The following is an 18,124-nucleotide window of genomic DNA, read 5'->3' as shown; positions in this document are numbered from 1 at the left end:
GAAGGCCGTACCGGTCAGTATGTCCGACCGGCACGCAGTGCAACCCCAGCTGCGGCACGCCACTGAAAGGATGAAAACGGCCCCTGCCGGGCTGCTCCGGCAACGCGCCCTGGAGGCGTCCTGTCCTGCAGTGCCGTCGTCCTCGCGGCGACCGCCCTCGTCGGAGCGGGGGAGGCACAGGCCGCCGCGCGGGTGCCCACCTGTTTCGGCCGGCCGGCGACGACCACGGGCACCAGCGGGACACCGGGGCCGGACGTGATCATCGGCACCGCGGGCGCCGACGTCATCGACGGCCTTGGTGGCAACGACCTGATCTGTGGTCTGGGCGGGGACGACCGTCTCATCGGCGGCCCGGGTGCCGACTCCCTCGACGGCGGAGACGGCGACGACAGCCTGATCGGCGACAATCTCGGCGCCACCGGAGCCGTGAACGCCGCCACGGGCCAGGACCTGCTGTTCGGCCGTGCCGGGAACGACACTCTGGTGGGCGACAACTCCGCTCAGCAGGGCGCCGCGGCCGGCGCCTCGGCCGACCGCCTGTTCGGCGGGCCCGGAGATGACAGCATGGTCGGTGACAGCAGGGGCGACACCGCCTCCGGAGGTGCGAACGACCATCTCGAGGGCGGCGACGGCAGCGACAGCCTCATCGGGGACGCCTTGGGATTCTTCGGCGCCTCGGGGGCCGGCGACGACGTACTCCTGGAAGGGCTCGGGGAGTTGGGCGACGCGACGGGCGACAGCGTCGCCGTCTCGGGGAACGCGAGTGGGGCCGGCGGTGACGACGTCATCGACCTCGGCGAGGACGGCGGCACGATCGCGATCGGGGACCACTCCGCTTCCGGGGGCACCGCGGTCGGCTCCGGCAACGACCGGATCGCGGGAGGAAGCGCGGGGGAGTTCCTCATCGTCGGCGACAGTTCCCTGGGGGATGCCACCGGGGCGACCGCCGGGCGCGATGTGATCTACGGGCGCGGAGGCAACGACCTGCTGTTCGGCGACAACATCGACCAGAACACCCGGAGCGTCCCGGGAGTGGGCGGGATCGACTCGATCGACGGAGGAGCCGGGGACGACATCCTCAGGGGCGGCCCCAACGCCGATTTCCTCAACGGCAACACCGGTACGGACGACTGCGACGGCGAGCAGGGGACCGACGTAGAGATCAACTGCGAGATCTGACCGCCCAGGGATCCGATGACCGAGCCGAAGCCGCACGTCCCGCTCGAGATACGGACTGTGCGAGATTCGGCCTGCGCGAGATTCGCCTGCGAGGAAGCGCCCGCACAACCGGCCGACAGACTCCCTGCCACCAGGACGGGCACCCAACTCCCGAGCCCGTCCGCGGAGGTGTTCACGCATCCGGTCACGCATTCCTCCGGGCACAGGGCCCGGGAGTCTCCATGGGCCGTGGGCCGGGGATTACGCGCGGCCGGTGAGCTTGCTCGCGAGCACGTCGACGTACTCGATGGAGGGCGGTTCACGGAGGAGCTCGGGTCCCTACTCGTCCGAGGCGAGGGCTCGATCGAAGACCCGTACGTCCCTGATGGCACCGGGGAAGAAGTCGGTGGCCTGCCGTCGGTACGTGGCGCGCCCGATCATGAGGGAGCCGGGTCCGGCGAGCGGGGCGGTGTCCTTGACGGCGGCCTCCTGGACCCCGTTGACGTACAACCGCAGGCGGCGGTCGGCGGCGTCCTGGCTGACGGCGGTGGCGAAGTGGTCGGGAAGGCGGACGGGCAGACCCATGCCGCGACGGTGAAGCCGTGTCCCTTGCCGGTCCGCAGGGCCGGGCCCCAGGTGACGATCCGGCTGCTGACACCGTCGAACTCGGCTGCGCCGCTCTTGCCCGCACGCCGGCGGACCCCGCTCGCGGTGCCTTCGTCGACTCCGGCGGTGTCCGCGGCGGTCGAGCCGGAACGCTCGTCGAGCGGCCAGGCGTCGACCGGTTTCACCGCCGGCGCCGCGGACGCCTTGGAGGAACCGGCGGAGGAGCGGGTCAGGTGCAGACCGACGGAGACGCCTACGGCGGCGACCGCGGCGAGTCCCGATCCGTGTGGGCGGATACGGCTCCCTCAACAGACCCCGGCGACATGCCGGTTGGTCGCTGCTCTCGTCCCGGCCGCAGAGGTCAGTCCGTCGCGTGCCGAGCGGAATGGTCGAACGCCAGCGAGTGCTGCTCGGGCTCGGGCCTGCCGTCGCGCCGTGCCTCGTGCTGGTCGAGGAGGGTCAGTAGGCCCTCTACGCTCAACCCGGCTTCCGCCGGGTGCCGGAGGATGGTCCCCGGTTCGATGTGGTAGATGTTTGAGCGGCCCTGGCGGGTGTGGGTGAGGTAGCCGTCCTGCTCCAGATCGGAAATGATCTTCTGGACGGCGCGCTCGGTGAGTCGGCACCGTGCGGCGATGTCGCGGATACGGGTTCCCTGATCCCTGGAGATCGCGGCCAGCACTCGGGCGTGGTTGGTGAGAAAGGTCCAGCCAGTATGTCCCTGCGGTACTTCACCCATGTCTTGAGGATACGGCTCGGCATTCGCGCATTCAAAAGGGTGAAAGAAAGTTCCTGTATCTCTTGACGGGTGAGGATCCGAAGGCCGACGCTTGGAGCAGTGAGATAGGCGGATGCCCCAGGAGCGACTGCCATGCACGAACGTCCACTCTCCGTCCAGGTCGGCAGCGAAGGCTTTTGCCCGCTTCTGATGGTCGTGGCACGTTCGGCCGGTGGGCGGGCGGCCGCCGCGATCTCCGGTGACATCGACACCGAGCACCAACTCCAGCGCTCTCTGCGCGAAGCCCCTACGCGGTCGATCGGCGGGCCGCCGACGGCCGTGACAGGCATCCCGGCACGAACGACTGAGCGCACAAGGAGGATGGGTTGAGCGACGACGCCGAGCAGGACCTGCGCACCGAAGTCGTCCAGCTCAAACGGGCCATGCAGACCCGGCCGGTCATCGATCTGGCCCGGGGAGTCCTGATGGCCTCGTTCGGCCTGAGCGCCGCCGACGCCTGGAACGTATTGGTCGAGGTGTCCCAGCACACCAATACCAAAGTCCACGATGTCGCCGAAGACCTGGTCGGCGCCGTCAACGGAGGTCCGCTTCCCGACCCGCTCCGGCAACACGTGTCCGCGGCGGTCGCCGAAGTCCTCGGTCCCCATGCCCCCAACCATCCGAGCGCCGAGTGGACCCCTCCCATCGACCGGACGTCACACACGGACGGTGACAAAGACACGCCGCCCATGTCCGACCGACGTCGCGATCTGTCGTCGGACCCACTCTGATCCCTGGCCTCCGGCCCCGTCACGCCTGCTTGCGGCCGACACCCGCGTACACCCAGTACTCCGACGGGTTCGCCGGGATGTGGTCGTCCGGGGCCGGGCGCCACAGGGGTACGTAGACCAGGTCGGGCTCCACGAGGTCGAAGCCGTCGAAGAGGTCCCGGATCTCGCCGTGGGAGCGGGCGGTGACCGGGGACGTGGCCTTGGACCGGTACAGCTGCCCCACGGCGGCGGCCGTGTCCGGGCGATCCTGGTTCGTCGCATGCGTGAGCGCCAGCCAGCTCCCCTCGGGGAGGGCGTCCCGGAACGCGGCCACGATGCCGGCGGGGTTCTCCTCGGGCGTGATGAAGTGCAGGATCGTGATCATCAGCACCGCGACGGGCTGCTCGAAGTCGATCAGCTTCCGTACCTGCGGGGACGACAGGATGTCGGCCGGCCGGCGGATGTCGGCGTCGACGATGTCCGCGCCGGGATTGTCGGCGAGCAGGGTGGTGCTGTGGGCCACGGCCACCGGGTCGCTGTCCACGTAGACCACCCGGGCGTCCGGGCTGGCCGCCTGTGCCACTTCGTGCACGTTGCCCTGTGTGGGGATGCCCGATCCGAGGTCGATGAACTGCCGTATCCCGGCCTCGACCAGAAAACGCACGGCCCGGCCGAGAAAGGCGCGATTGGCCCGCGCCAGCGTGCGCACCTGGGGGTCGATCGCCGTGAAGGCCGCCAACGCCTCCCGGTCTATGGGGAAATTGTGCTGTCCGCCGAGCATCGCGTCGTACATCCGGGCAACGCTCGCCTTGTCGGGGTCGATCCCCTGCGGGAGACCGTCGTTGTCGGCCAACTCAACTCCCTGTCATGTCCGTGATCTTGACGCTCCATCATATAGTTGCCGACCATGTGTGGCGGGACGATGCCCAGGCCACGCTGCCGGAGCCGCGCCCCACCGGAAAGGCACAACCCTGCGGAACGAAGCGCACTGTCCCATGGACGACGAACCCGCCACCGCGCGTTCACCCCGTCGCCGGGCCTTTTCCCCCGCGGCCGACGCCATCGGCTCGGAGCTCGACCTGCGCCTGTCCGGCAGCCAAGTCGTCGACGCGCTGACGCCCGGGTTCTGCGACGCGGCCTCCGTCTACCTGCTGGAGCGCTGGCTGCTGGAGGAGAACGCGTACGCCTCCGCGGAACCACCGCAGATCGAGGCCCGCCGACTGGCGCTGCGCATCGGAACGGACGCGCCCGAGGACTGGGAGGGGCTGCTGCCGGTCGGCGAGGTCATCGTCTTTCCGCGCGGGACGCCCTACACACGTGCCATCGCCACCCTCCAGACGCAACTGCTCGACACGGTCGACGCCCATACGTCCGCGCGGCTCAGCACCTCCGGCGGCGGCGACGCCCGTATGGACGTCCTCCTGCGCACGGCTTCCTTCCTCGTCGTCCCGCTGCATCTGCGCGGTACCGCCGTCGGATTCATCGCCTGCACGCGCGGCCCGGACCAGGCGCCCTTCCTGCCCGCCGACGCCGAGGCCGTGGAGTCGCTGGCGGCGCGCGCCTGTGTGGCCCTGGACAACGCGCGCCGGTACGAACGCGAACGCCGTACGGCACAGGCCATCCGTCGAAGCCTGCTCCCCGCCACCGAGCAGGTGTTCGAGGGATGTCGTATCGCCCACGGCTACCTCCCCGCCGGGCACGACAACATCATCGGCGGTGACTGGTTCGACGTACTGCCCCGGTCGGGAGGCCGCGTCAGTCTGATCGTCGGGGACGCCATGGGGCACGGTCCGGAATCGGCCGTCGCCATGATCCAGCTGCGCACCGCCGTCCGTACCCTGGCGGGACTGGACATCACCCCGGCCGAGTTGATGCACCGTCTCGACGCGCTCGCCTGTGACACACCGGGAGCTTCCTTCGCCACGTGCATGTACGCCGAGTGGGACGCGAGGCGCCGCATCTGCACCTTCGTCGGAGCCGGCCATCCGCCCCCACTGATCCGCGATCCGGGCGGACGGACCGGGCCGGTCACTCTCACCAGCCCGGGCCTGCCCCTCGGACTCGGCATGGGGACGTACGAACCCACCGTTCTGCACGTGCCCGACCCGGTGCTGCTCCTGCTCTACAGCGACGGCCTGGTCGAGTCCCGCCACACCGACATCGACCAGGGCATCGCCCGCCTCGCCGGCCTTCTCGACACGGACGGCGACGACCCCGACCGCGTCACCGGGCCGGACACCCTGGAGTCCCTGTGCCGGCGGCTGCTGCACGGCACGTCGGCCACCAACGACGGAGCGGACGACCGTACGCTCCTGCTCACCGAACTCGTACCCGCGAAGATCCCACCCCCGCCGCGGGAGCCGGAGAGCTCCCCCGATCGCCTGCCGCGACCGCGTTAGGAGTTGCCCTGCGGTGGTACACGGAGGTGACGAGGGGGGCTCATTGCGGGAGGTTGCAATGCTTGTCCTCGGCATCATTCTGCTCGTCGTCGGTTTCGTCACGGGCCTTAGCATTCTTTGGACGATCGGTGTGATCCTCGTGATCATCGGACTCGTCCTGTGGATCCTCGGGGCTGCCGGACACGCTGTCGGTGGTCGCCGCCACTACTGGTGACTGGGGTCGCGGGTGGCCCCCTGTGCGCGCCAGGTCGTGAAACGGTGGTCGCCGGAGCCGACCTGGTACACCACGTAGCCGTCCTCTGTCCGCCGAAACGTCGCGTGGGTGTGGGTCACCGCGTCCGGGTCTTCCCCGGGTATCCACACCTCCGCGGTCGTGTTGGGAGGCACGGCGCAGCTCAGGACGAACTCGCCGGATCGCTGCCGCCACCGCGTGGAGACCGGGCCGTAGCCGGAGGTGAACGTGGCGCGGGAGGAGGTGACGTCGCCGCCCGGGCGGGGGCGTATGACGATCTCGCGGTAGCCGGGCCGGCCCGCCGAGATGCCGGCGATGTTGGTGTACATCCACTCGCCCACCGACCCGTACGCGTAGTGGTTGAAGGAGTTCATGGCCGGGGTCTGGAAGCTGCCGTCGGGCTGGATGGAGTCCCAGCGTTCCCACATCGTGGTGGAGTCCTTGTCGATCTGGTAGCCCCAGCTGGGGAAGGAGCGTTGCCGAAGCAGCCGGTGGGCGACGTCGGTGTGGCCGGTGTCGGTGAGGACGGGCAGCAGCCGGGGCGTACCGAGGAAGCCCGTCGAAAGGTGCCAGTCCTTGGCCTCGATGAGTGCGACGAGGCGGTCGGCCGACGCCTTGCGCAGCGCGTCCGGCAGCAGGTTCATCGACAGGGCGAGGACATAGGCCGTCTGCGTGTCGCCCTTCACCTTGCCGGCGGCGGTGACGTAGGCGTTCTGGAAAGCGGTGCGGACGCGCGCGAAGAGGTCGAGATAGGGGGTGGAGTCCTTGCCGAGCTCCTTGGCCGTGCGGGCCGCGAGGTCGGCGCTGTGCGCGAAGTACGCCGTGGCGATGACGTCCTTGGGAGTCTCGTCGGAGACGTTCAGCCAGTCGCCGTACCCGCCGGCCGGCCGCAGCAGGTGGTCGCTGTTCCTCTCCAGGTACTTCAGCCAGGCCTGGACGGAGGGCCAGGCGTCTTCCAGGACCTGTCGGTCCCCGTACGCCTGGTACAGGGACCAGGGGACCGTGACGCCCGCGTCGCCCCATCCGGCGACACCGTTGCCGACCGTGCCGACCATGGGTGCCACGTCCGTGAAGGCGCCCTCCGGAGTCTGCGCGTCGCGCAGGTCCACGAGCCACTTGGTGAGGAAGCGGGCCGATTCCATCGTGTACGCCGCCGTGGGCGCGAAGACGTTGATGTCGCCCGTCCATCCCAGGCGCTCGTCGCGCGCGGGTGTGTCCGTCGGGACGGACAGGAAGTTGCCGCGCTGCCCCCAAGTGATGTTGCTGTGCAGCTTGTTGAGCATCGGGACGTCGGTCTCGAAGTCGAGGGTGAAGGGCGCGGAGGTGTGCATGACGCGGCCGGTCACGGCCGTCGCCGGGGGAGTGCCGGGGAACCCGGTCACTTCGACGTAGCGGAATCCGTGGAAGGTGAAGCGCGGCTCGTACGTCTCCTCGCCGCCGCCCTTGAGGGTGTACGTGTCGGTGGCCGCGGCGGTGCGCAGATTCGCGGTATAGAGGGTGCCGTCGGGGTTGAGCACCTCGGCATGCCTCAGACGTACGGTCGTTCCCGCCTCGCCCGAGACGCGCAGCCGTACCGATCCGACCATGTTCTGGCCGAGATCGAAGACGAAGACGCCCGGTTCTGGTTCGGTCACCGTCTTTGCCGTGAGTTCCCCGGCCACCCGGACCGGGCCGTCCACCTGCGCGACGATCAGGTCGGGAGCGGCGTCGCCCGCGGCGCGGACGTCGAGCCAGGTACGGTCGTCGAAGCCGGGTGAGGTCCAGCCGGAGGTCTCCTTGCGCGCGTCGTACGTCTCGCCGCCCAGCAGGTCGGCGGAGACGATCGGTCCGGAGGCGGCCCGCCAGTCCGTGCCCGAGACGACGCGCTCACTCGTCCCGTCGGCGTACTCGACCTCCAACTGCGCGAGCAACGCGGGACGTTCGCCGTACTGGTGGGGTCCGAACATCCCGACGTTGCCCGCGTACCAGCCCGGAGCCACGTACGCGCCGACGGCGTTGGCGCCGGGCCGCAGGAGCGTGGTGACGTCGTACGTCTGGTACTGGACGCGTGTGCGGTAGTCCGTCCAGCCGGGAGCGAGCTGATCGCGGCCCACACGGCGGCCGTTGAGGTGGGCTTCGTACAGGCCGAGAGCCGTGGCGTACAGGCGGGCGCGGGCCACCTTCTTGCCCGGGAGCCTGAACTCGTGGCGCAGCTGGTTGGCCGCGTACGACGCCGGGACGACCCGCCCCCAAGGCCCGGCTCCCCAGGCGGCGGCCTCCTTCGCCGCCGGCCAGCCGCTGTCGTCGAAGTCCGCATCGCGCCAGTCGGCGGCGGGTTCCTTGTCCGTCGACCTCCAGGAGTCGTCGGTGACGATGCGCTGTTCGCCGGATGCCGTGTGCAGGACGAGGACGGCGACCAGACCGGCGGGTCCCTCGGTCGCGTTGGTCGCCGAGACCGCGAGGACGTTCTTCCCGGAACGCACCTGAGCGAGGACGTCGATCACGGCCGGCCGGCGCCAGCCCTCGTTGTCCGTCGCCAGGTCGGTACGGGCCACCTCGGTGCCGTTCACGGAAACGGCGTACACGTTGTCGGCGGTGATGGCCAGGGTCGCCGCCGTGACGCCGTCCGGGAGATCGAGGGCGCGACGGAACCAACGGGTGGCCGCGGGCGCGCTGTTGGCCGGCTCGCCCTCGGGGAACCAGATCCAGGCGCTGCCCTCCAGCGACGGTGCTTCGGTGAGAGCCGGAGGGGCCGAGACCCATTCCGCCGACCACTGTGCGGCGTCCATGAGGCCCGTCTCCCACCATGCCGCCGTGCTCCAGGCGGAGGCGTCGCCCTTGGCGTCCCAGACGCGTACGGACCAGAAGTAGCGCGTCCGCGGCTTCAGTTGGGGGCCCGCGTACGGGACGAGTACGGACTCACCGGAGGTGACCTTCCCGCTGTCCCAGACATCCGGGTGCGAGAGGTTCGACGCGCTGGAGGCGACACGGATCTGATAGGCGCTCTGGCGCACCCCCGGTTCGTCCGAGGCCATCGGCCAGCTCAGCCGCGGGTGTTGCGCGTCGAGGCCCAGGGGGTGCTGAACGTACTCGACAGTGGGCGTGGTGATGCGCAGGGCACCGCGTGCCGCACCCGTTCGGGCTGGTGCGGACGCCGTTGCGGCCACTGCTGATCCGGTGTCGGCGACGGCCGCGGCCGTTGTGGCCGCCGATGCCGCCAGGAAGTTCCTCCTGCTGATCACTGGGGCCCCTCACGTAGAAACGATGAATCGATTCACGGCGGTGAACGTAGGGGCGTGCGGGACGGAGGTCAATGAGTGTGCGGGATTTTCTTGCTGAGCTGCCGGGTCGGTACGTGCTTTGGGTGGAGCCCGACGCGTCCGATGCGGGGGCGATTGAACGGTTTCAATCGCCCCGTGTGCTCAGGACGAACTGACGAGGCGGTCCAAGGAGTCGGCGAGGACGGGGGTGAGGGCCGCGGCGTACGCCTCGGAGAGGTGGCTTTCGTCGCGGTAGACGACGGTGTTGGCGACGACGACGGGGCAGAGGCCCGTGCGGATCGCGCAGACCCAGGGCCGGGGGTCGATGACCGCGGCGCCGGTCGCGACGGCGGCGCTGCGGATGGCGGACTGGCGGGTCGCATCGTGGATCGCGTCCGGCAGGTGGTTCGCGCAGGCGTGCAGTTGCAGGGAGTTGTCGGCGGCGCAGTCGACCGGGTCGCCCTTGGGCCAGGGGGTGTCGAGCAGGGCGGCCACATGGGCGCCGGAGGTGCCGAGGTCCCGGAAGGTGTCCTCGAAGCCGGTGGTCCACTGCCGCAGGGTGTCGTCGGCGGGCTCGGCGGGGTCGCCCGCGTCCGAGGAGGAGACGACCACCAGGGCAGGGTGAAGGGCGTTGATCCTCGCCACGGCGTTGGAACGCCAGGTGTCGCAGGCCGTGTACGGCTTGTGGCGGTTGATGATGGTCACGCCGGCGACCTTGCAGGAGGCCTTCGTCAGTGAGACCAGCTTCCATCCGCGCTCGGTCGCGAGGCCCTGCAGAGCCGGGAACCACTGGGCCGCGTGGGAGTCGCCGAAGAGCACGACGGTCCGGGAGGACGCGCGGTTGCCGTAGACGCACGGCGGATTCCGCGTGCTGTCGTAGTCGACGTGGCAGCCGTCCCGGTAGACCGCGGACCGGGAGGACTTCACCTTCGGCAGGGCCGGGGTGAGGTTGTTCGGCAGGCTGCCGGAGGACGCGGCCAGGAGCTCGGCCAGCCGCGCCTGCGGGTCCGGTGCGCCGGCCAGCTCCTGCGCCAGTACGGGCGCGGGGCCGCCGACTTCGATCGTCGGCGGGACCGCCGCCGCCGTCAGCGCCAGCACCGTCGCCCCCGCCGACAGCCCGACGCCGAGCGCCAGGGCCCGGTTCGGCCGTCCCCGGAACGCCCGGTGGAAGCGGACCGGGTTCTCGACGAGGCGCAGCGTCAGCCAGGCCAGGCCCAGCGCGACCGCGCACAGCCCGAGCGCGAGCGGCACCCCGGCGGTGCCGTCCGTGAGGCCCAGCGCCACCGGGGCTAGGACCAGCAGCGGCCAGTGCCACAGGTACCAGCCGTACGAGAGCCCGCCCAGCCACACCATCGGCCGCCGCCCGAGCAGCCACCCCGCGCCGTGCGAGGCGGGCGCGCAGCCACCGGCCAGGACGAGCGCGGCGCCGAGGACCGGCAGGAGGGCGTGGTAGCCCGGGAAGGGCGTCTCGTCGTCGTACCAGACTGCCGCCAGCGCGACGCAGGCCAGGCCGAGCCAGGTCAGCGGGGCCGCGAGGGCGGCGGGCAGTCGTTCCAGCCGGGCCGTGGCCAGGGCCGGCAACGCGCCGGCGCCGAGCTCCCAGCCCCGGGTGGGGGAGCCGAAGTACGCCCAGGGCGCCGAGGAGTTCGTCACCAGGACGCTGACCACGAACGACCCCAGGCACAGCGCCCCGAGCACCAGCGCGATCGGTCGGCGCCGCCCGCGGGCGGCCCGCCAGCTGAGCAGCAGGAGCAGCGGCCACACCAGGTAGAACTGCTCCTCCACGGCGAGCGACCAGAAGTGCTGGAAGGGCGAAGGCGGACTGTTCTGGGCGAGATAGTCCGTACCGGCCGCCGCCAGCCGGAAGTTGACCGCGTACAGCGCGCTACCGAGGGCGTCGCCCGCGTACTCGGCGAGCCGCGCCTTCGACAGGAACAGCCATGACCCGGCCAGCGTGACCGCGATGACCAGGGACGACGCGGGCAGCAGCCGCAGCGCACGGCGGGCGTAGAAGGTGCGGACCGACAAGCGGCCGGTGGTGGCGAGTTCGCGCACCAGCAGGGACGTGATGAGGAAGCCGGAGATCACGAAGAAGACGTCGACCCCGACGTATCCGCCGCTGACCTGTGCCACCCCTGCGTGGGAGAGCACCACGAGTGTGACGGCCACCGCGCGCAGCCCCTGGATGTCCAACCTCAGCGAGTGGCCTCCGGGTGGTGCGGTTCTGCCGCCCGCTGGGATGGTACGGACCTCGGCGGGCGTGGTGCTCGGCATCAGGCGCAACTCCTTGGGGGACTGACATGGATTGATGCCGTACTGTTCGGCCGCCGCCCGGAGTTCGGGTGAACAACGCCTCAACTTCACGAGAATCCCCGGCGTGACGAGAACCCCCGGCGCGCCCGTGCGGATCCCGCTGGTCGGAGGGTTGACCCCGCCGTGCGGATGTCGGGCGGTCGCATGGGGGAGGGGAGGCAATCCGTTCGAACGTCGCGGTCCGCCACCTGTCCGTGGCGATGGTGGCGGCGGGTCGGCTCCCGCACGATCTTCCGGGGGATTCCTGGAATGTCGTGCTCGAGTGAGGGACGTCTTGTCGACCGATTCCGCGACGGCGACCGACCATGCTGCTGTTCGTGCAATGCCGCTGGGCGAGGCGCTGGACGGCGCGCCGATGTCCCGGTTCCATGTCCGGTTCTGGCTGCCGGCGGGACTGGGCATCCTGCTGGACGGCTTCGACTTCTTCATCATCGGGGTGGCCGATCCGCTGGTCGCCAAGGACTTCGCGGTCGGCTCCGCGCTGCGGGGACTGGTCTCCGCTGCCGCGATCGTCGGTGCGATGTGCGGCGCCGCGTTGCTGGGGCCGTTGGGGGACCGGATCGGCCGTAGCCGGATCTTCCGGCTGGACCTGTGGATGTTCGTGGTCTTCTCGGTGCTGTGCACCCTGGCCTGGGACGCCTGGTCGTTGGCGGGCGCGTTCAGTCTGCAGGCGGCCGGGATCCTGCTCAGCGCGGTGGTCGGTGCCGTGGTCCTCAACGTCCTGCCGGAGGTCGACTCCTGGCGGATCATGCTGAGGTTCGGCGTGCTGCCCGCCCTCCTGATCATCTGGCTGCGGCGTCGCCACCTACGGCGTGGGCATCTTCACCCCCACCCTGCTGGCCTCGTTCGCACTGGCCGGTGCCAACGGCACGTTCATCGCCGATGACATCGCCTTCACCAAGGGCACCGCCGTGCCCTGTTCAACACCTTCATGAACCTGGGCCCCAACTCCACCCCCTTCACGCTGCCCGCCGAGGTGTTCCCCTCCGACATGCGAGCCGCCGGCCACGGCTTCGCCACCGGGTGGGGCAAGTTGGGCGCGGCCCTGGGCACCCTGTTCCCGGTGCTCCTGGCGCGGCTCGGCGAGAGCCTGTTGCTCTACGGCGTGGCGGTCACCAGCGCGCTCGGCTTCCTGGTGACGTACCTCTTCCGCATCGAGCCGCGCGGACGGTCGTTGCAGGAACTGTCGGGACCCGATGCCGCCGCACTGGCGCCCCGTGTCACCCCTCCGTGACCCTTCGGCGTCACCGGTCGCGCTCAGGGTTGCGAAGCGGACTGGCGGTCCGTAAGCTCCAATACATGCGGACTGTCGGTCCGCTTTTATTCGGGTGGCCCGCCGCGGGGAACCGTCATCACTGGATATCGCGCTTCTCGTGACGAGTGGCCGTACCCCACGGGCTGGGATCGCCGTGTCTTCGAGCAGAACGGAAACCTTGATCATGGCAATGCCAATGACGGCCGCGGAGCTGTACCGCCACGGTCTGCGACTGCTGGTGGAGAAGGACATCCCCGGCTGGGTGGACCTGTGGGACGAGGCAGGCGTCCTGGAGTTCCCCTTCGCGCCCCAGGGCTGGCCGGAGCGGCTGGAGGGCCGGCAGGCCATCGGGGACTACATGCGCCACTACCCCGACCACGTGGACGTCCACGACTTCCCCGACGTGACGATCCACCAGACCACCGTCCCCGAGACGATCGTGGTGGAGATGCGCGGAGTCGGCCGCTTGGTCGAGACCGACAGCCCCTTCGACATCACCTACATCGCCGTGGTCACGGTCAGGGACGGACGCATCACCTCCTACCGCGACTACTGGAACCCCCTCGCCGTTCAGCAGCCCGGCGCCGACTTCGTAGGAGCCAACCGATGAACGCCCCCAGTGCCACCTTGGTCATCGGGGCCACCGGCACCACCGGTAGCCGTGTCGCCGCCGGGCTGATCGCCGCGGGCCACCGGGTCAAGGCGGCCGGCCGAAGCGCCACCCCGGTGGAGGGTGCGCAGGCTGTCCGCTTCGACTGGAACGAGCCCGCGACCTTCGGTGAGGCCCTCGACGGCGTCGACCGCGTCTACCTCATCCCGCCGATCGGCTCCTCGGACCCGGCCGTAGTCATGCTGCCCTTCCTCCGCCAGGCCCGATCGGCAGGCGTGCACCGCGCGGTGCTGCTCAGCTCATCGGCGATTCCCGCGGGCGGTCCGGCGGTGGGACAGGTCCACCAGGCCCTGCCCGGCCTGTTCGAGCAGTGGGCGGTGCTGCGGCCGTCCTGGTTCATGCAGAACTTCGCCGGCTTCACCCCCCACGCGCGCAGCATCCGCGAAGACGGCGCCATCCTGACGGCCACGGGAGCCGGCCGCGTCGGGTTCGTCGACGCGGAGGACATCGCCGCCGTCGCCGTACGTGCCCTGACCGACGAGCAGGCCCCCAATGCCGGCCTGATCCTGACCGGGCCGCAGGCGCTGAGCTACGACGACGTCGCCGCGATCATCACCGAGGTCACCGGCCGGCCCGTCGTGCACCGTCATCTGACGTTCGAGCAGCTGCGCGACCGCTGGGCGGCGGAGATACCGCTGGAGTTCGCCACCATGCTGGCCGGCATGGACCGTGCCATCGCCGACGGCGCGGAGGACCGTACCTCGGACACCGTCCAGCGCCTCACCGGCCGCCCCCCGGGCACGTTCCGCGCCTTCGCCGAACGGGAGTTGTCATGAAACAGCTGATGTTCCATGACGATCCACCCTTCTGGTTCGAGACCCTGCGCAACCTGGGTCTCGCCGCCTACGGCGGCTCGGACGTCGGCGAAGTCATCGCCACCGCCTCCCGCGTCACTCCCGGCGACTACGACAGCTGGCACGACGCCTGGCTCTCCACCGCCGAACGCCTGGAGGCCGAGGCACGCGGAAGCCACCCCGTCAGCGCACGCGACGGACTGCTGCGCGCCTCCAGCTACTACCGGGCGGCCGAGTTCTTCCTCCACGGTCACCCCGAGGACCCGCGCATCGACCACGCCTACGAGCGCGGCGTCTCCTGCTTCCGCGACGCCATCGCCCACTTCCCCGGCGTCACGCCCGTGGAGATCCCCTACGAGGACACCGAGCTGCACGGCTACTTCTACCGGGCGGCGGGCGAGGGCCCGAGGCCGGCAGTGGTGATGCACAACGGATTCGACGGCGCCGCCGAGGAACTGCACTTCTCCGGCGCACTCGGCGGGCAGGAACGCGGCTACCACGTCCTGACGTTCGACGGCCCGGGGCAGCCCGCAGCCATCCACCGGGACGGGCCGGCCTTCCGGCCGGACTGGGAGAACGTGGTCGGTCCCGTCCTGGACTTCCTCACCCAGGACCCCGGTGTCGATCCGGCCCGTACCGCGCTGCTCGGCATCAGTCTCGGCGGCTACCTCGCGCCCCGCGCGGCCGCCTACGAGCCGCGCCTGGCAGCCGTCGTCGCCCTCGACGGTGTCTTCGACGCCGTCTCCGCCCTGACCGCGCACCTTCCGCTGCCGCACGAAGAAGCCGTCCGGCGCGCGGCGGCCGAGCACGACGAGGAAATGGACCGCCTGATCGCCGACGCCCGGGCGCTGAGCCCGATCCTGCGCTGGGCCTTCGACCACGGCCGCTACGTCACGAGGGCCTCGAGCGACCGCGAGTTCCTGGCCGAGTACGCCCGCTACAGCTTCAAGGACGGGAGCGCCGGGAAGATCACCTGCCCCGTGCTGGTCTGCGAGGCGACCGACGACCTGTTCTACTTCCACCGCCGAGGAATCCGATCCGCGCAAGCTGTACCGGCACCTCACCGCACCGAAGACACTCCTCGGCTTCACCGAGGAAGAAGGCGGCGATGCCCACTGCCACCCGGGTGCCCTCCGTCTGGCGGTTGCGCGTATCTTCGACTGGCTCGACGACACGATCTGACCCGTTGCGCGTCACGCGGAACGCTCGGCTGCCGCCCCTGTGTGCGGGAGGCGCAGCCGGGCGCGAGCCGCCACTCACGCGAACCCACCGCATATCATTCCCGGGGGCCGGGACAGGCCGAAGACCAAGGAGGCCCCGTGGCCCAGCGCACAGAACGCGCGGACGCCCTGCGCAACCGAGAAGCCGTCCTGGCTGCCGCCGACGCCCTTTTCGCGGCCAGCAGCAGCCCCCACAGCGTGTCGATGGACGACATCGCCGCGGCCGCGGGTGTGGGCAAGGGCACCCTCTTCCGTCGCTTCGGCGACCGCGCCGGCCTGATCGGCGCTGTGATCGCCTCCCGCCTCGACCCCCTGCAGCAAGCCGTGCGGGAAGCGCAGGACGCGCCCGGCTCCTCATCGCGGCAGCGGGTGCTGGACCTCCTCGACGCCTCACTGCGCTTCAAGATCGAGAACCGGAACCTGATGACGGCCGCCGAGGACGCCGGGCTCAGCAGCCCCTACCAGGCCGAGCACTACGGCTGGTGGCACGAAATCCTCCGTGCGGCACTGGAACAGGTGCCCGGCGTCCACAACGCGGATTTCACCGCCCACGCCCTGCTGGCCGCCATCCGCGCCGACCTCGTGGCGCACCTGATCGACGATCAGAAGATGACGCCCGAAGGCCTGCGTTCCTCGCTCGCGTCCTACGTCGACAGCGTCCTCGGCGGCAGTGCCGATCCGCCCGGCACGCGCAAGGACGCGTGAGCGACTGCTCCCGGGCCGCAAGCCGATGTTCGCCACCGACCTGGACGCCGCCGCACGTGGCGCGTCATCGCCGCTGAGCTTCCTGGCCCACTCGGGCTCGGCCAGGACTTGCCGGAGCTGGACCGGCATGGGATTCCTGGTCCCTCGCACGGCACGCGGGGACCGCGAGATCGACGCAGCACACTTGTACGTCAGGCGAGTTGGCCCGGTTCCACTGCCCCGCCTGGTGCACATTCCACCTCGGCTTCACCGGTGCGGCCCTCGACGGGGAGCACACGACCGCTCCACCCTGCGGAGCAGCAAGTCTTCGGCGAGCGCGCCTGCGCTCGCCGCCGTGTGAAACGCGATGTCAGCCCTGAGCCTCGTTCAAAAGGGTGCGCGCCTTGCGTTCGACCAGGACCGGAACGAAGTCGCGCACGGGCCGGTCACTGAAGGCAGCGTGAGCCGTGGCTACAGCCGCCTCGACCTGCTCGGGCGTACACGTCTCGTCGTAGGCGCTCGTGAGACGTTCGACGACTCCGCGGATAGCGTCTTCCTCGCGCGTCTCGACAGCCACGACGTCCCCTGCCCGAAAGATGTGCTCCTCAGCTTCCGCTGGAACTGTCACGCGGAAGCGCCATGTCGTGGTGATCATTACACTTGGCCGACGGCGCATCGCGGGAAACCGGCCATGCCTGATGGGCCTGAAGAGCGAGGCTCACCAGGGTCAGCAGCAGGTCCATGTCCGTCTCGACTTCGAGGCGTATCGTCACCCAAGGCGAACCGGGCACCAAACGGACCGCGGTCGCGCCCCTGAGGTGGTCTTCGAAACGCCGGATGGCGCGGGCGGTGAGGTGCAGGTCAACGTCTTGGTCCGTATGGAAGTGGACGATCTCGTCCTGGACCGTGCGCAGCGCCCGCCCCGTGCCACAGCTTGGCGGTGTCTCCGTGAGGTCCGGCCAACTCGCCAGTTGCGCCATGGCGCGCAAGGCCAACGTCATGTACCCATCATGCCCAGCTCACCACGAAGTCACCATGACTTGGGGAAGCCGTAACTGAGGCGCACCGCCTGAATGTCCGGATACCAGTTCGCAGGCCGACGGGGCTTCAATGGCGCCTTTGGCCACCGGCGTCCGCCGTAGGCGACGCGCCGTCACTGAGGCGGCATGTTGGAGCGGTCGCCGAAGCCGACGCGGACTAGATGGTCGTCGACCTGCGGCTCTCATGCCCCGAGCCAGGAGGTGGTCAGAGCCTGTACGGCCGAGCCGTCGGCGTCGGCCAGCTTGACCGCGGTGAATCCGGCCGCGGACTCGGAGCTCTGGTAGCGGAACCGGGGCTCGGCGGCGGTCAGCGCGCCCACGACGGTCTCCGCGCACTCCCGGGCCGACTGTGCCGCGGAGAACGCCTGCTGGGTGCGGGCCAGATAGCTGTTGATCACCGACTGGTAGTCCCCGGCTCCGGCGACCAGGGCCTCGACGTCCCGGTCGGCCCGCACGTTCGCGACGAACTCGGTGGCCACCGCGCCGGGCTCGATCACACTCACCGCGACACCGAGCTTGCCGACGACCGGGGCGAGACTCTCCATCCAGCCCTCGACCGCGAACTTGGCGGCGCAATAAGCCTCGTTGAACGGCTGGCCGACCACCCCTCCCACGCTGGTGACCGTGATCAGACGTCCCTCGGCAGCGCGAAGGTGCGGCAGCGCGGCCTTGGTGACCTGGACGACTCCGAAGAAGTTGACCTCCATGACGTCGCGGACGTCGTCGACGCTCTCCAGCTCGATGGTGCCGAGGTGTCCGGCCCCGGCGTTGTTGATCAGCGCGTCCAGCCGTCCGTGGTCGGCGATCACACCGTCGACACAGGCCCTGACCGAGTCCGGATCCGTCACGTCGAGCTGTCGGACGTCGGCGTCGGGCAGCCGCTCGAGGAGTGCCGCGGCCTTGGCGGTGTTCCGCATGGTCGCGACGACCTCGTAGCCCGCCTTCGCGGCGAGTACGGCGGTTTCCAGACCGATGCCGGTCGACGTGCCGGTGACGAGGGCGATCTTCATGGCGAACCTCCATGGTTGC

General features: G+C 70.2%; 17 protein-coding genes. 9 read left to right on the top strand and 8 right to left on the bottom strand.

Annotated elements, in window-relative coordinates; all coding sequences use genetic code 11:
- Positions 1–192: 192 nt before the first annotated feature.
- Positions 193–1,179 (top strand): calcium-binding protein, encoded by a 987-nt coding sequence (locus KVT44_RS25890; RefSeq protein WP_308314111.1) that lies wholly within the window; start codon positions 193–195, stop codon positions 1,177–1,179.
- A 318-nt stretch (positions 1,180–1,497) separates the two neighbouring features.
- On the opposite strand, the gene KVT44_RS58330 is transcribed toward KVT44_RS25890, so the two are convergent.
- Together KVT44_RS58330 and KVT44_RS25880 are read right to left on the bottom strand one after the other, a co-directional pair.
- On the bottom strand, positions 1,498–1,743 hold the full coding sequence (locus KVT44_RS58330; protein WP_254649869.1) for a LamG domain-containing protein: 246 nt from the start codon (positions 1,741–1,743) through the stop codon (positions 1,498–1,500).
- A gap of 382 nt (positions 1,744–2,125) precedes the next feature.
- The gene (locus tag KVT44_RS25880; RefSeq protein WP_099924852.1) at positions 2,126–2,500 is read right to left on the bottom strand and encodes a helix-turn-helix domain-containing protein; all 375 of its coding nucleotides are present in this window, start codon (positions 2,498–2,500) and stop codon (positions 2,126–2,128) included.
- A 365-nt stretch (positions 2,501–2,865) separates the two neighbouring features.
- Here KVT44_RS25880 and KVT44_RS25875 point away from each other — a divergent pair, with 365 nt between their 5' ends.
- On the top strand, positions 2,866–3,270 hold the full coding sequence (locus KVT44_RS25875) for an ANTAR domain-containing protein (RefSeq protein WP_254649868.1): 405 nt from the start codon (positions 2,866–2,868) through the stop codon (positions 3,268–3,270).
- Between the two features lie 19 nt (positions 3,271–3,289).
- On the opposite strand, the gene KVT44_RS25870 is transcribed toward KVT44_RS25875, so the two are convergent.
- A complete protein-coding gene (locus KVT44_RS25870; RefSeq protein ID WP_217568966.1) occupies positions 3,290–4,102 on the bottom strand; it encodes an SAM-dependent methyltransferase in 813 nt (270 codons plus the stop codon).
- A gap of 142 nt (positions 4,103–4,244) precedes the next feature.
- Here KVT44_RS25870 and KVT44_RS25865 point away from each other — a divergent pair, with 142 nt between their 5' ends.
- Entirely contained in the window at positions 4,245–5,648 is a 1,404-nt protein-coding gene (locus KVT44_RS25865; RefSeq protein WP_254649867.1) for a PP2C family protein-serine/threonine phosphatase, read from the top strand.
- A 58-nt stretch (positions 5,649–5,706) separates the two neighbouring features.
- Complete coding sequence (locus KVT44_RS25860; protein WP_096240213.1) at positions 5,707–5,862, top strand: DUF6131 family protein; 156 nt, start codon at positions 5,707–5,709, stop codon at positions 5,860–5,862.
- On the opposite strand, the gene KVT44_RS25855 is transcribed toward KVT44_RS25860, so the two are convergent.
- The gene (locus KVT44_RS25855) at positions 5,853–9,101 is read right to left on the bottom strand and encodes an alpha-L-rhamnosidase (protein WP_217568962.1); all 3,249 of its coding nucleotides are present in this window, start codon (positions 9,099–9,101) and stop codon (positions 5,853–5,855) included. The two genes, KVT44_RS25860 and KVT44_RS25855, sit on opposite strands and share 10 nt — an antisense overlap.
- Before the next feature lie 180 nt (positions 9,102–9,281).
- Positions 9,282–11,393 carry an acyltransferase family protein gene (locus KVT44_RS60110; RefSeq protein WP_217568960.1) on the bottom strand — a complete coding sequence of 704 codons (2,112 nt, stop codon included), beginning with the start codon at positions 11,391–11,393 and terminating at the stop codon, positions 9,282–9,284.
- 313 nt (positions 11,394–11,706) lie between these two features.
- Here KVT44_RS60110 and KVT44_RS25845 point away from each other — a divergent pair, with 313 nt between their 5' ends.
- From KVT44_RS25845 to KVT44_RS60610, 5 genes are all read left to right on the top strand, one after another.
- Positions 11,707–12,318 carry an MFS transporter gene (locus KVT44_RS25845; RefSeq protein WP_217568958.1) on the top strand — a complete coding sequence of 204 codons (612 nt, stop codon included), beginning with the start codon at positions 11,707–11,709 and terminating at the stop codon, positions 12,316–12,318.
- 30 nt (positions 12,319–12,348) lie between these two features.
- A complete protein-coding gene (locus KVT44_RS25840) occupies positions 12,349–12,666 on the top strand; it encodes an MFS transporter (protein ID WP_302832099.1) in 318 nt (105 codons plus the stop codon).
- Positions 12,667–12,871: 205 nt separating this feature from the next.
- On the top strand, positions 12,872–13,297 hold the full coding sequence (locus tag KVT44_RS25835) for a nuclear transport factor 2 family protein (protein WP_217568954.1): 426 nt from the start codon (positions 12,872–12,874) through the stop codon (positions 13,295–13,297).
- On the top strand, positions 13,294–14,133 hold the full coding sequence (locus tag KVT44_RS25830; protein WP_217568952.1) for an NmrA family NAD(P)-binding protein: 840 nt from the start codon (positions 13,294–13,296) through the stop codon (positions 14,131–14,133). Before KVT44_RS25835 ends, KVT44_RS25830 begins: the two co-directional genes overlap by 4 nt.
- Positions 14,130–16,076: a TetR family transcriptional regulator gene (locus KVT44_RS60610; RefSeq protein ID WP_308314110.1), complete on the top strand. Its 1,947-nt coding sequence runs from the start codon at positions 14,130–14,132 to the stop codon at positions 16,074–16,076. The genes KVT44_RS25830 and KVT44_RS60610 overlap by 4 nt, the downstream gene beginning before the upstream one ends.
- A gap of 349 nt (positions 16,077–16,425) precedes the next feature.
- Here KVT44_RS60610 and KVT44_RS25815 read toward each other — a convergent pair whose 3' ends face one another.
- From KVT44_RS25815 to KVT44_RS25805, 3 genes are all read right to left on the bottom strand, one after another.
- The gene (locus KVT44_RS25815) at positions 16,426–16,632 is read right to left on the bottom strand and encodes a three-helix bundle dimerization domain-containing protein (protein WP_217568948.1); all 207 of its coding nucleotides are present in this window, start codon (positions 16,630–16,632) and stop codon (positions 16,426–16,428) included.
- Positions 16,633–16,660: 28 nt separating this feature from the next.
- Complete coding sequence (locus KVT44_RS25810; RefSeq protein ID WP_217568946.1) at positions 16,661–17,056, bottom strand: luciferase family protein; 396 nt, start codon at positions 17,054–17,056, stop codon at positions 16,661–16,663.
- 221 nt (positions 17,057–17,277) lie between these two features.
- On the bottom strand, positions 17,278–18,105 hold the full coding sequence (locus tag KVT44_RS25805) for an SDR family oxidoreductase (protein WP_217568944.1): 828 nt from the start codon (positions 18,103–18,105) through the stop codon (positions 17,278–17,280).
- Positions 18,106–18,124 lie beyond the last annotated feature (19 nt).

This window comes from Streptomyces sp. GbtcB7 (genome assembly GCF_019091445.1).
GTDB classification, from domain to species: domain Bacteria; phylum Actinomycetota; class Actinomycetes; order Streptomycetales; family Streptomycetaceae; genus Streptomyces; species Streptomyces mirabilis.
This window is presented reverse-complemented; position numbering and strand designations above follow the sequence as displayed.

Excerpts from the sequence above, each read along its gene's own strand:
- KVT44_RS58330 (WP_254649869.1), bottom strand. The coding sequence starts at position 1,743 with ATGGGTCTGCCCGTCCGCCTTCCCGACCACTTCGCCACCGCCGTCAGC.
- KVT44_RS25880 (WP_099924852.1), bottom strand. The coding sequence starts at position 2,500 with ATGGGTGAAGTACCGCAGGGACATACTGGCTGGACCTTTCTCACCAAC.
- KVT44_RS60610 (WP_308314110.1), top strand. The coding sequence starts at position 14,130 with ATGAAACAGCTGATGTTCCATGACGATCCACCCTTCTGGTTCGAGACC.
- KVT44_RS60110 (WP_217568960.1), bottom strand. The coding sequence starts at position 11,393 with ATGCCGAGCACCACGCCCGCCGAGGTCCGTACCATCCCAGCGGGCGGC.
- KVT44_RS25805 (WP_217568944.1), bottom strand. The coding sequence starts at position 18,105 with ATGAAGATCGCCCTCGTCACCGGCACGTCGACCGGCATCGGTCTGGAA.
- KVT44_RS25860 (WP_096240213.1), top strand. The coding sequence starts at position 5,707 with ATGCTTGTCCTCGGCATCATTCTGCTCGTCGTCGGTTTCGTCACGGGC.
- KVT44_RS25835 (WP_217568954.1), top strand. The coding sequence starts at position 12,872 with ATGGCAATGCCAATGACGGCCGCGGAGCTGTACCGCCACGGTCTGCGA.
- KVT44_RS25830 (WP_217568952.1), top strand. The coding sequence starts at position 13,294 with ATGAACGCCCCCAGTGCCACCTTGGTCATCGGGGCCACCGGCACCACC.
- KVT44_RS25865 (WP_254649867.1), top strand. The coding sequence starts at position 4,245 with ATGGACGACGAACCCGCCACCGCGCGTTCACCCCGTCGCCGGGCCTTT.
- KVT44_RS25810 (WP_217568946.1), bottom strand. The coding sequence starts at position 17,056 with ATGACGTTGGCCTTGCGCGCCATGGCGCAACTGGCGAGTTGGCCGGAC.